This window comes from Streptomyces hamibioticus (genome assembly GCF_047946815.1).
Taxonomy (GTDB): Bacteria; Actinomycetota; Actinomycetes; order Streptomycetales; family Streptomycetaceae; genus Streptomyces.
Genome location: NZ_JBKKQY010000001.1, coordinates 1,583,941 through 1,596,500, shown reverse-complemented (window position 1 = coordinate 1,596,500; position 12,560 = coordinate 1,583,941). Strand labels below are relative to the sequence as shown.

10 protein-coding genes are annotated in these 12,560 nt (G+C 74.8%); 8 read left to right on the top strand and 2 right to left on the bottom strand.

Annotated features, from left to right (window positions below; all coding sequences use genetic code 11):
• Positions 1–29: 29 nt before the first annotated feature.
• The 4 genes from cyc2 to ACLGIH_RS07180 all read left to right on the top strand — a co-directional run bounded on the left by cyc2 (position 30) and on the right by ACLGIH_RS07180 (position 5,507).
• Entirely contained in the window at positions 30–2,261 is a 2,232-nt protein-coding gene (gene cyc2 / locus ACLGIH_RS07195; RefSeq protein WP_416524381.1) for a germacradienol/geosmin synthase Cyc2, read from the top strand.
• A 75-nt stretch (positions 2,262–2,336) separates the two neighbouring features.
• Positions 2,337–2,906, top strand: coding sequence for a PDZ domain-containing protein (locus ACLGIH_RS07190; RefSeq protein ID WP_416524380.1), 570 nt, complete (start codon positions 2,337–2,339; stop codon positions 2,904–2,906).
• A 474-nt stretch (positions 2,907–3,380) separates the two neighbouring features.
• On the top strand, positions 3,381–4,508 hold the full coding sequence (locus tag ACLGIH_RS07185) for an aminopeptidase P family protein (RefSeq protein ID WP_416524379.1): 1,128 nt from the start codon (positions 3,381–3,383) through the stop codon (positions 4,506–4,508).
• Positions 4,509–4,565: 57 nt separating this feature from the next.
• Positions 4,566–5,507, top strand: a complete 942-nt coding sequence (locus ACLGIH_RS07180; RefSeq protein WP_416524378.1) for an aminoglycoside phosphotransferase family protein — start codon at positions 4,566–4,568, stop codon at positions 5,505–5,507.
• Between the two features lie 127 nt (positions 5,508–5,634).
• Here ACLGIH_RS07180 and treZ read toward each other — a convergent pair whose 3' ends face one another.
• On the bottom strand, positions 5,635–7,380 hold the full coding sequence (gene treZ, locus ACLGIH_RS07175) for a malto-oligosyltrehalose trehalohydrolase (protein ID WP_416524377.1): 1,746 nt from the start codon (positions 7,378–7,380) through the stop codon (positions 5,635–5,637).
• 173 nt (positions 7,381–7,553) lie between these two features.
• Between treZ and ACLGIH_RS07170 the strand changes: the two genes are divergently transcribed.
• From ACLGIH_RS07170 to ACLGIH_RS07160, 3 genes are all read left to right on the top strand, one after another.
• Positions 7,554–8,105, top strand: a complete 552-nt coding sequence (locus ACLGIH_RS07170; RefSeq protein ID WP_416524376.1) for an FHA domain-containing protein — start codon at positions 7,554–7,556, stop codon at positions 8,103–8,105.
• Between the two features lie 191 nt (positions 8,106–8,296).
• Positions 8,297–9,622, top strand: a complete 1,326-nt coding sequence (locus ACLGIH_RS07165; RefSeq protein WP_416524375.1) for a M14 family zinc carboxypeptidase — start codon at positions 8,297–8,299, stop codon at positions 9,620–9,622.
• Positions 9,619–10,062, top strand: coding sequence for an SSI family serine proteinase inhibitor (locus tag ACLGIH_RS07160; RefSeq protein ID WP_416524374.1), 444 nt, complete (start codon positions 9,619–9,621; stop codon positions 10,060–10,062). The genes ACLGIH_RS07165 and ACLGIH_RS07160 overlap by 4 nt, the downstream gene beginning before the upstream one ends.
• Before the next feature lie 15 nt (positions 10,063–10,077).
• On the opposite strand, the gene lpdA is transcribed toward ACLGIH_RS07160, so the two are convergent.
• Entirely contained in the window at positions 10,078–11,505 is a 1,428-nt protein-coding gene (gene lpdA / locus ACLGIH_RS07155; RefSeq protein ID WP_416524373.1) for a dihydrolipoyl dehydrogenase, read from the bottom strand.
• A 106-nt stretch (positions 11,506–11,611) separates the two neighbouring features.
• Between lpdA and ACLGIH_RS07150 the strand changes: the two genes are divergently transcribed.
• Positions 11,612–12,556 carry a LysR family transcriptional regulator gene (locus ACLGIH_RS07150; protein ID WP_416524372.1) on the top strand — a complete coding sequence of 315 codons (945 nt, stop codon included), beginning with the start codon at positions 11,612–11,614 and terminating at the stop codon, positions 12,554–12,556.
• Positions 12,557–12,560 lie beyond the last annotated feature (4 nt).

The following is a 12,560-nucleotide window of genomic DNA, read 5'->3' as shown; positions in this document are numbered from 1 at the left end:
CGCCCGAGGCCCCTGGGTAGCCCCGGGCCATGACGCAGCAGCCGTTCGAACTCCCGCACTTCTACATGCCGTATCCCGCGCGGCTGAACCCCCACCTCGACGAGGCCCGGGCCCACTCGACGGTGTGGGCACGCGACATGGGCATGTTGGAGGGCTCCGGGGTCTGGGAGCAGGCCGACCTCGACGCACACGACTACGGCCTGCTCTGCGCCTACACCCACCCCGACTGTGACGGACCGGCCCTGTCGCTCATCACCGACTGGTACGTGTGGGTCTTCTTCTTCGACGACCACTTCCTGGAGAAGTTCAAGCGCACCCAGGACCGCGAGGGAGGCAAGGCCCATCTCGACCGCCTGCCGCTGTTCATGCCGCTCGACCTCACGACCGAGGTGCCCGAGCCGGAGAACCCGGTCGAGGCCGGCCTCGCCGATCTGTGGGCGCGTACGGTGCCCGCGATGTCGGCCGGCTGGCGCCGCCGTTTCGCGGTGGCCACCGAGCACCTCCTCAACGAGTCCCTGTGGGAGCTGTCCAACATCAACGAGGGGCGGATCGCCAACCCCGTCGAGTACATCGAGATGCGCCGCAAGGTGGGCGGCGCGCCCTGGTCGGCCGGGCTCGTGGAGTACGCGACCGCCGAAGTGCCCGCCTCCGTCGCCGGGGCCAGGCCGCTGAGGGTGCTGATGGAGACCTTCTCCGACGGCGTCCACCTGCGCAACGACCTGTTCTCCTACCAGCGCGAGGTCGAGGAGGAGGGTGAACTGAGCAACGGCGTGCTCGTCCTGGAGACGTTCTTCGGCTGCACCACCCAGGAGGCCGCCGAAACGGTCAACGACGTCCTCACCTCCCGGCTGCACCAGTTCGAGCACACGGCGTTCACCGAAGTACCCGCGCTCGCCCTGGAGGCCGGCCTCACGCCCGCCGAGGTCGCGGCCGTCGGGGCGTACGCGAAGGGCCTCCAGGACTGGCAGTCCGGCGGTCACGAATGGCACATGCGCTCCAGCCGCTACATGAACGAGCGCGCCCGCTCCGGCACGCCGTGGCAGTCCCTGTCCGGGCCCGGCACCTCCGCCGCCGATGTGCGGGCGCTGCTCGCCGCGGCGGGGGCCGAGAGGCTGCGGGCGTACACGCATGTGCCGTTCCAGAAGGTCGGCCCCGCGCGGATTCCCGACATCTACATGCCGTTCCGGCTGGAGCTGAGCCCCGCCCTGGACGGCTCCCGGCGGCATCTGTTCCGCTGGGCGGCCGAGATGGGCATGCTCAGCGAGGGGGTGTGGGACGAGGACAAGCTGGCGAGCTGCGACCTGCCCCTGTGCGCGGCGGGTCTCGACCCGGACGCCACCCAGGAGCAGCTCGACCTCGCCTCCGACTGGCTGGCCTTCGGCACCTACGGCGACGACTACTACCCGCTGGTCTACGGCCACCGCCGCGACCTGGCCGCCGCCCGGCTGACCACGGCCCGGCTGTCGGCGTGCATGCCCCTGGACGGCGAGCCGGTCCCGCCGCCCGCCAACGCCATGGAGCGCTCCCTGATCGACCTGTGGGCGCGCACCACGGCGCACATGACACCCGAGCAGCGCAAGCCGCTGAAGGCGGCCGTCGACACGATGACCGACGCCTGGGTGTGGGAGGTGGCGAACCAGCTCCAGAACCGCATCCCCGACCCCGTCGACTACCTGGAGATGCGCCGCGCCACCTTCGGTTCCGACCTCACGCTCGGCCTGTGCCGGGCCGGTCACGGCCCCGCCGTCCCGCCCGAGGTCTACCGCAGCGGCGCCGTCCGCTCCCTGGAGAACGCGGCGATCGACTACGCGTGCCTGGTCAACGACGTCTTCTCGTACCAGAAGGAGATCGAGTACGAGGGCGAGATCCACAACGCGATCCTCGTCGTGCAGAACTTCTTCGGCATCGACTACCCGACCGCCCTGGGCATCGTGCACGACCTGATGACCCAGCGCATGAGGCAGTTCGAGCATGTCGTCGCCCACGAACTGCCCATCGTCCACGACGACTTCCAGCTGTCGGACGAGGCGCGCGAGATCATGCGGGGCTACGTCGACGACCTGCGGAACTGGATGGCGGGCATCCTCAACTGGCATCGCGAGGTCCCCCGCTACAAGGCGGAGTACCTGGCCGGCCGCACGCACGGCTTCCTCCCGGACCGCGCCCCGGCCGTGCCCGTGCCCGCGCGCGTGCCGGGGGCCACGGCCGGCCGTGCGGTCGTGTCCCCGGACGCCGCTGCGGCCATGTCTTCCCGTTCTTGACCGCTGGTCAGTCTCACTCGTTCGTGGCTCGTGGGCCACCGGGGCGCCGGGTAGAGCTCCTGGCGGAGGCGATCCATGGAACAGACTGCGTTGCGTCCCAAGCCGATGCCCGGCCGGGAACGCGGGGGACCCGCACCGGCCCCCGTCCGGCGTCCGCGCCCCGCGCGCCGGCGCCGGCGCCGGCTGACCACCGTGCTGTCCGGGGTCCTCGCCGGTACGGTGCTGGTCCTGACCGGCGTCGGGCTGGGGACGGTGGGCGCCGGTGTGATCGGCATGAGCAAGCTGGCGGAACTGCGGCAACAGGCGCAGCGCACCGCTCCGAGCGCGCCGCCGGGTTCCCCGCCCGCCCCGGGTTCCGCCTCGCCCTCGGTCGCGCCGGCCGGCGCCACACTCGGCGTGGAGGCCGTGGACGACGAGCGGCCGGGCGCCCTGGTGGTCGGCGTCCACGTGCCCGGCCCGGGGTACGCGGCGGGCCTGGTCCGCGGCGACGTCCTGCTGGCGTTCGGCGAGACCCGCATCGACTCGGCCGCCGACCTCGCCCGCGCCGTCGCCCACGCCCGCCCGGGCGCCGAGGTCAGACTGACCGTGCGCCACCGGAGCGGCGGCTACCAGCAGCTGACGGTCGTGCCGGGTGTCGTCACCTGACGGCGCGGCAGTAGCGTCCATGTCACACCGGGCCCCACCGCCAGCGGGGGCCCGGCGGAACCCGTGGCGGCGGGCGTGTGGGCGCGTGGGCGTGTCCGGCGATGAGCCTCGCGGTCTCGGACAGGCTCCGGCCACCAGCAGCGCGCCCGCCCGGGCGGGCAGTCCCCAGAGCCGGTCGCGGCCCGCCCGGCCCGCCCGGCGTGCTTGGGCGCCCGCGGGCTCCCGCCCAGGTGCGGATCGCCGATGTACGCGCGTACGGGCACGCCTCCGCCTCCGCCTCCCCGGCGCCCGGAACCGGCGCCCTCATGGTGTCATCTGCCTGCACCCAAGGACCTGTCCGCAGGGCGGGCGATGACCGGTCACACACCGGTGCTCCCGGCGCCCGGGCGCGCGGACCCGCGAATCGGCTCGCGTCGCCCCCGCGGTGCGGGCAGGATGCTGCCCGTGGTCCCTTCGCCCGTTCAGGAGGTCCGGATGACCGGCTCTGCGCCCGCCCCGTTCACCGCCGACGACTACCGGGCCCGCATGGAGCGCGCCGCACGCGAGGCCGGGGACGCCGGGCTGGCCGGGCTCCTCGTCGCGCCCGGGCCGGACCTGGTCTGGCTCACCGGCTACGCGCCCACCGCGGCCACCGAGCGGCTCACCCTGCTGGTGCTGGCCCCCGGACGCGACCCCGTCCTGGTCGTCCCCACCCTGGAGGCCCCGGACGCCGCCAAGGCCGCCGGTGCCTCCGCGCTGGCCCTGCGCGACTGGACCGACGGCACGGACCCCTACGCCGTCACCGCCGCCCTCCTCGACGAGGCGGGGCGGCTCGGGATCAGCGACAACGCCTGGGCGATGCACCTGCTGGGCCTCCAGCGCACGCTGCCCGGCACCTCGTACGCCTCACTGACCGAGGCGCTGCCCATGCTGCGTGCGGTCAAGGACGCGGCCGAGCTGGACCTCCTGGCCGCCGCGGGCGCGGCCGCCGACGCGACGTTCGAGGAGATCCGGAAGGTGCCCTTCGGCGGGCGCCGCGAGTCCGAGGTCGCCGCCGACCTGGCCGAGCTGCTGCGCGGCTTCGGGCACTCCCAGGTCGACTTCACCATCGTCGCCTCCGGGCCCAACGGCGCCAACCCGCACCACGAGGTCGGCGACCGGGTCATCGAGCACGGCGACATGGTCGTCCTCGACTTCGGCGGCCTCCGCGACGGCTACGGCTCCGACACCTCCCGCACCGTCCACGTCGGAGAACCCACCGACGAGGAGCGCCGGGTGCACGACCTGGTGCGCGAGGCCCAGGAGGCGGGCTTCCGGGCGGTGCGGCCCGGGGTCGCCTGCCAGGAGGTCGACCGCGCCGCGCGCGCCGTCATCGCCGACGCCGGGTACGGCGAGTACTTCATCCATCGCACCGGCCACGGCATCGGCGTCACCACGCACGAGCCGCCGTACATGATCGAGGGCGAGGAGCAGCCCCTGGTGCCCGGCATGTGCTTCTCCGTCGAGCCCGGCATCTATCTGCCCGGCCGGTTCGGGGTGCGCATCGAGGACATCGTCACCGTCACCGAGGACGGCGGCCGGCGCCTCAACGACACCACCCGGGAGCTGGTCCTCGTGGACTGACCGGCCACCTCCCGGACACCCCGGAAGCCACCGCCCCCGGAAGACGACGACGCGACCATGACCCAGGAACCCACACCCACCGCGGACACCGTCCGCCGACTGGTCCGTTCCCTGCTGAAGGAGGGCCGGGCCGCCGGCGGGCCCGATGTGCGGCCCGTCGCCGAGGGGGCCCCGCCCGCCACGTGGTGGGTCGGCAACCGCCATGTGCTGCGCCTGGCCCCGGACCGCGAGGCCGCCGTCCGCCAGCGCCGCGAGCTGCGGCTGCGCGACCTGGTCCGCCCGCACCTGCCCGTCGCGGTGCCGGCGAGTACCGCCCACGGCGAGTGGGCGCCCGGACTGACCTACACGCTGGACGCCAAGCTGCCCGGTGGCTCGGGCGAGGTGCACGACGTGTCCGCGGTCGGCGAGGCCGACCTGGCGGGGCTGCTCACGGGCCTGCGCGAGGTGCCGGTCCGCCAGGCCGAGAGCCTCGGCGTGCCCCGCACCGGCCCGCGTTCGCTGGAGGGCCTGCGCCGGGCCGCCGAACAGGCCGCCCGCGCCCTCGCCGTCGCCGACGAGTTCGACCCGTCCCGCCTCGGCCAGCTCACCCAGGCCGCCACGGCCCAGCTCGCCGCCCAGCCCGGCACGCCGGTCCTGGTCCACCACGGGCTCACCGGGGAGCACCTCGTCGTCAGCGCCGACGGCCGGGTGCGCGGTGTGCTCGGCTGGGCCGACGCGGTCGTCGGGGACCCCGCGGAGGACATCGCCGGGCTCGCCGCGGCCGTCGGTTCCCCCGCCGCCGTCCGGGCCGCCACCCTCGCCGGTTACGGCGCCCGTCCCTGCCTGCGCGGCCTGTGGCTCGCCCGCTGCGATGCGGTGCTGCGCCTCGCCGAGGCCCTCGCCGGCCGGTCCGCGGCCTCCCTGCCGGGCTTGCGGACCCGGCTCGGGCGTGCCTGGGAGGCCATCCTGCTGGAGCGGGTGACGGAACTGCGCGAGGAGAGCGCCGAGGACGTGTCCTGAGGGCGGGGCCACGAGGACGTGTCCTGAGGGCGGGGTCACGAGGACGCCTCCTGAGGGCGGGGGCCGGGACCGCGTTCTGAGGGGCGTGGCCGTGAGGCCGCGTTCAGAGGGCCGGTCCCGAAGGCGCTCACTCCTGCAACAGCACCACACCCGTCTCTCCGGGAACACGCAGCACTCCGTCCGCTCCCGGCGCCTCCACCGGCTCCCACGCGGCCAGCACGCGCGCGGGGCGGCTGCCCAGCGGGATCTCCGCCGGCTCCGTACCGAGGTTGACGGCCACCTTCAGGTCGCCGCGCCGGAAGGCGAGCCAGCGCCCGTCCCGGTGGTAGGCCACCTTCGTGTCGGCGAGGTCGGGGTCGGTGAGGTCGGGCCGCTCGTGCCGCAGGGCGATGAGCCTGCGGTACCAGGCCAGCACGCGCGCGTGGGTCTCGCGTTCCGGTTCGGACCAGTCGAGGCAGGAACGGTCGCGGGTCGCGGGGTCCTGCGGGTCGGGCACGTCCTCCTCCTTCCAGCCGTGCGCGGCGAACTCCCGCCGCCTGCCCCGCCGTACCGCCTCCGCCAGCTCGGGGTCGGTGTGGTCGGTGAAGAACTGCCACGGCGTGCCCGCCGCCCACTCCTCGCCCATGAACAGCATCGGTGTGAACGGCGCGGTCAGCGTCAGCGTCGCCGCGCAGGCCAGCAGCCCGGGGGAGACCAGCGCCGCCAGCCGGTCGCCCTGCGCGCGGTTGCCGATCTGGTCGTGGGTCTGGCTGTAGCCGAGCAGCCGGTGCGCCGCCACACGCGTGCGGTCCAGGGGGCGGCCGTGGCTGCGGCCCCGGAAGCTGGAGTACGTACCGTCGTGGAAATAGCCGCCGGTCAGCGTCTTGGCCAGGGCGGCGAGCGGATCGCGGGCGAAGTCGGCGTAGTAGCCCTGCGACTCCCCGGTCAGCGCGGTGTGCACGGCGTGGTGGAAGTCGTCGTTCCACTGCGCGTGCACGCCGAGACCGCCCTCCGCGCGCGCGGTGATGACCCGCGGATTGTTCAGGTCCGACTCGGCGATCAGGAACAGCGGGCGGCCCATCTCGTCGGCGAGACCGTCCACGGCCGTCGAGAGCTGCTCCAGGAAGTGGCACGCGCGCGTGTCGACCAGCGCGTGCACGGCGTCCAGCCGCAGCCCGTCGATCCGGTAGTCGCGCAGCCACGCCAGCGCGCTGCCGACGAGGTAGGCGCGCACCTCGTCCGAACCGGGCGCGTCCAGATTCACGGCCGAGCCCCAGGGCGTCTGGTGGGTGTCGGTGAAGTACGGGCCGAACACCGGCAGGTAGTTGCCGGACGGTCCCAGGTGGTTGTGCACGACGTCCAGGACGACCCCGAGACCCAGCTCGTGCGCCCGGTCGACGAACCGCTTCAGCGCCTCGGGACCGCCGTACGGCTCGTGCACCGCCCACATGGAGACGCCCTCGTACCCCCAGCCGTGCCGGCCGGGGAAGGGGCACAGTGGCATCAACTCCACGTGAGTGATGCCCAGTCGAACGAGGTGGTCCAGCCGGCCGGCCGCCGCGTCCAGCGTGCCCTCGCGGGTGAAGGTGCCCACGTGCAGCTCGTAGAGCACCGCGCCGGGCAGCGGGCGCCCGGCCCAGTCGGTGCGCCACGCGTACCGCCCGTGGTCGACGACGGCGCTCAGTCCGTCCGGGCCGTCCGGCTGCCGGCGCGAGCGCGGGTCGGGCCGCGCCGGACCGTCGTCCACCGCGAAGCCGTACCGCGAGCCGTCCTGCGCCTCCGCCTCCCCCCGCCACCATCCCGACCGCTCGGGATCGCGCTCCATCGGGCGGGCGACGCCGTCGCAGTGGAGCGTCACACGGTCGGCCTTCGGTGCCCACACCTCGAACTGCACGGACGGTTCCCCTTCGTCTGCTCACCGTGATGTCGCCCGTCCATCGTCCTGCAAAAGCGATCGATCCGCCGGTGAACGCCCCCTTTCCCGGCGGGTCCCGCCGGGTTCGCGCGCGTGGCGGCCCTTCGCCCGTTTTCTGGACACCCCGGCCGCGCTGCCCGACAATCACCTGCGTGACGTCGTCCTTCGAGTTCAACACGTACCCCGCGCGGCTGTCCGACGCGGAGCGCGACAAGGCGCTGAAGGTGCTCCGGGACGGGGTCGCCCTGGGCCGGCTCTCGCACGACACCTTCATCCGCCGGATGGAGCTGGCGCTCGCCGCCCGCCGCGCCGACGAGCTGGCCGCACTCACCGCCGACCTGCCCCGCGAGAGCAGGGTGTCGCGCCTGGTGTTCGGCACCGTGGAGGCGGTCTCCGGATTCGGCGTGCGCCTGCGCGCGGCCTGGCGGGCCGAGCGGCTCCCCAAGCTGCTGCTGCCCCACCCCGGCACGGGGCACCCGCTGCGCATAGGCCGCGATCCGGCGAGCGGGCTGCGGCTCAACCACGAGACGGTCTCCCGGGTGCACGCCGAACTGAGGCGGCAGGGCGGCCTGTGGGTCCTGCGGGACCTGGGCTCGACCAACGGCACGACCGTGAACGGGCGTCGCGTCATCGGTGCGGCCGTCGTCCGCGAGGGCGACCAGATCGGGTTCGGCCAGATGATGTTCCGCCTCTCCGCGGACTGAGCCACCGGCCCAGCTTTGGCCTTGGCTTAACCGGGCGTCGCCGTGCGGTGTGGCTGAAAACCCTTTGCTCTTCCTGGTGTTGACGCGCCCCCGAAGTCGTGACTCACTGTGCGTACACCGCGCACAGCAGGTGAACCGGCGACGCCGCATCGTGGAGGTGTGCCCTGACGCTCCTCCTGCGCTATCCGACCGTGGACGACCTGGGCACACGGGCCGCTGCCCTCGCCGCCCGCCACCCCGCCCGGGCCCGGCTGCGCCGCGTCGGCACCTCGCGCGCGGGCACCCCGCTGTGGCTGCTGTCCATCGGCCACGGCAGCCGCCAGGTCCTCGTCGTCGCCGGACCGCACCCCAACGAACCCGTGGGCGGCGCCACCGCCCTGCGCCTGGCCGAGCGGGCCCTCGCCGACCCCCGGCTCACCGAGGGCGCCGACGCCACCTGGAACCTGCTGCTGTGCCTGGACCCCGACGGACTGCGGCACAACGAGGGCTGGCTGTCCGGCCCGTACAGCCTCGGCCACTACGTCCGGAACTTCTTCCGGCCGGGTTTCCTGGAGCAGCCCGAGTGGCTGCCGCACGGCGCGGACCGCGCCGCCCTTCCGGAGACCCGCGCGCTGCTCGCCCTCCACGAGGAACTGCGGCCCTTCCTGCAGTGCTCCCTGCACGGCGTCGACGTCGGCGGCGGCTTCGTCGAGCTGACCCACGACCTGCCGGGCCTCGCCCAGCGCCTCGCCCACACCGCCGCCCGCCTGGGCATCCCCCGCGAGCTGGGCGCCTACGACACCCTGTACTGGCCCGGCCTCGGCCCCGCCGTCTACCGCATACCGCCCCCGCGCCGCGGCGATCTGACCGCGGCCATCACCGAGGCAGCCGTCGAGTCGACCTGGTGCCACCCGCGGCGGTACGGCACCGTCACGGCCGTCGTCGAGGCGCCGATGTGGGGCGTGGCCGCCGTCGCGGACGGCTCGCCGCCCACCGACGCCGAGGGGGTGCTGCGCAGCGTCAGCCGCACGCTGCGCCACGACACCCGGCTCCTGCGGCAGCTCCTCGGCCGGCTGCGGCCCCACCTGCCCGGCACCGAGCACACCGCCCGGCTGCTCGCCCCCGTCGACGACTACCTGCTGGTCTGCCCCAGGCTCGCCGACGCCTGGGACCCCGACACCGAGGACGGGACCGGCCGCCCCCTGCCGCCGCTCAGCACCGCCCACCTGGTCGCCCTGCGCATCGCCGGACGCAGGCTCGCCCTGCGCACCGCGGGACTGCTGCACCAGTTGGTCACCTCCGCCGGCCGCGATCCGGCGGAGGTCCTGCCGGAACTGGACGGCCTCGTCGACCGGTGGTGCGCCGACTACCGAGACGGCTGCGCGGCCCGCTGGATTCCGGTCGCACGTCAGGCCGAATACCAGGCGCGGGCCGTGCTCGCCGCGTTCGAACTGGCCGTACGGCACCCGCCCACCGGCTCCCGTTCGGGTGACCCGGGCTGGGGCTGCGGGGCCGCCGTGCCGATGCACCAGGAATGACGCACACCACCACAGCGAAGGCGGCCCGAGGCGGCCTGCTCGCGGCCGTCGCCGTCCTCGTCGCCTGCGCGGGCTTGGCGCAGGCCGCCGCACCGGTGCAGGCCGCCGCGCCCGCCCGGTTCGCCGACGACTGGCTGTTCCTCACCGTCGCCCGGGGGGAGACCCCCGCCGACGTCACGCACGGCGCCCTGCTGCTGTGCGACCCGCCCCAGGGGCACGCCCGCGCGGCCGGCGCCTGCGCGGACCTCGCGGCCGCGGACGGCGACCCCGCGGCCATCCCGCTCAGGGACACCCCCTGCCCGATGATCTACGCCCCGGTGACCGCCCAGGCCCGCGGCCAGTGGAAGGGCCGCCCGGTGGAGTACACCCGGACCTTCCCGAACGCCTGCGTGATGGCGGCCCGCACGGGCGCGGTCTTCGCGCTGGACGAGGACCGCTGACGGACCGCCGCCCCGTCACTGCTGGTGCAGCCCGCGCCCGGCCAGGGTCAGGAACGCCTCGCCGACCGCCTCCGACAGCGTCGGATGCGCGTGCACGTGCTGGGCCACGTCGGCCGGTTCGGCGTCCCAGCCGACGATCAGCTGGCTCTCGGCGATCATCTCCGACACGTGCGGGCCCACCAGGTGCACGCCCAGCACCCGGCCCCCGCCCGCCTCGGCGACGACCTTCACCATGCCGCCCTGCCCGTGCACCATGCCCTTGGCGACGGCGGTCAGCGGCATGGTGTTGGCCGTCACCTCGTGCCCGCGCGCGCGTGCCTCCGCCTCGCTCAGTCCGACGGCGGCGGTCTGCGGGGCCGAGTACGTCACCCGCGGTACGGCCGCGTAGTCGACCGGCGCGGACGGCACGCCCGCCAGCGTCTCGGCCACCAGCAGGCCCTCCGCGAACGAGGCGTGGGCCAGCCCGGGCGACGGCGGCGGCAGCAGGTCGCCGACGACGTGGACGCCGGGCACCGCGGTCTCCAGGCGGTCCCAGTCCGCCGGTACGACGAAACCACGCGCGTCCGTCGCCAGCCCCGCGGCGGACAGGTCCAGGCCGTCGGTGACGGGCGCCCGGCCGACGGCGACGAGCAGCCGCTCGGCCTCGATCTCGCGCAGCTCCCCCCGGTCCGTGCGCACACGCGCCCGTACGCCCTCCTCCAGCACTTCGGCGTCCAGCAGCCGGGCGCCCGCCCGCACGTCGATGCCGCGCTTCTTCAGGCCCCGCGTCAGATGGCGGCCGACGTCCGCGTCCTCCAGCGGGACGATCCGTTCGGCGGCCTCCACCAGCGTCACCTGCGCGCCCATCGAGCGGTGGAAGGAGGCGTACTCCACGCCGATCGCACCGCCGCCCAGGACCAGCACGGAGGCCGGCAGCCCGGGCGCGAAGAGCGCGTCGTCGCTCGTCACCACCCGCCGTCCGTCCGGCTCCAGCCCCGGCAGCGTGCGCGGGCGCGAGCCGGTGGCGAGCACGATCCCGCGGCGCGCGGTGAAGTCCCCCGAGTCCTCCGCCGCTGCGCCCGGCACCCCGTCCACCCGCACCGAGCGCGCGCCCGTCAGCCGCGCGCTGCCCCGCACCACCCGCACGCCCGCGTGCGTGAGATGGGCCTCCACCCCCCGGTGGTTGCGCGCCACGATGTCGTCGCGGGTGGCGACCAGCGCCGCCCAGTCGACCGCGTCCAGCGTCGCCTTCACGCCCCAGCGCTCGCGGGCCTCGGCGATGCCGTCGACCAGCTCGGCGGCGTGCAGCATCGCCTTGCTCGGGATACAGCCCCGGTGCAGACACGTACCGCCGACCTTGTCGCGTTCGACGAGCACGACGTCCAGCCCGAGGGCCGCGGCGCGCAGGGCGGTGCTGTAGCCGCCGGTGCCACCGCCGATGACGATCACGTCCGGTGTGTTCATGCCCTCAGCCTCCGCCCGCCCCTTGCCATGAGTCCAAGGCAATGTTGTTGTGGGTTCGATGCACGGAGTTCATGGCAACTGCGCGTGAGGGAACGGGGATCGGGCGATGAGCCTGCGGCAGATGGAGTACTTCGTGACCGTCGTCGAGGCGGCCTCCTTCACCCGCGCGGCCGAGACGCTGCACGTCACGCAGTCCGCGCTGTCCCACCAGGTCAAGGCCCTGGAGCGGTCGGTCGGCGGCGCCCTGCTGGAGCGCATGCCGCGCGGGGTGCGCCTGACGCCGATGGGCCGCGCCTTCCTGCCGCACGCCGAGGTCGCCGTACGCAGCGCCGTCCAGGCCCGCCGCGCGGCCCGCGCGGCCGCCGGTGCCGAGGGCGGGGAACTGCACGTCGCGGCCCTGCACTCCGTCGCGGTCGGCATCCTCCCGGACATCTTCGCCCGCTGGCGCGCCGCCCACCCGGGGGTTCAGCTGCACCTGCACGAGTACGCCACGACCGAGGCCCTGGAGGAGCAGGTCGAACGCGGCACCGCCGACCTCGCCGTCGGCCCGGCGCCCGACCACTGGCCCGGCACCGTGCTCGAGGTCGGCGAGGAGGAGATCGTCCTGGTGGTGCCCTTCGACGACCGGTTCGCGGGCCGTACCAGGGTCACGCTGCCCGAACTCGCCGACCGCCCCTGGGTCCGCTGCGCCATGGAACCGCTCGTCGAGGGCGAACGCTTTCTCGACTGGGCCTGTGGCCGCGCCGGTTTCCGGCCGCGCACCGCCGCGTTCACCGAGCACACCTCCACGGCCGTACGGATGGCCGCCGCCGGGGTGGGCGTGTGCACCGCGCCCTCCCACATCGTGGGCGGCGCGGTCGGCGAGGACTGCGTGGTGCTCTCGCCCGACCCGGCCTGGCGGCGCATCCTGACGGTGTTCGCGCGCGTGCCGCCCACCGGCGCCGCCGAGGCCTTCGTCGACCTCCTCCGTGCCGCCTGGCCGCCGGCCGGCGTGTCCGCGCCGACCGGACCGTACGAGACGTGCGGCGAGCCGGTGCCGGGCGCCCGCTGAGAGC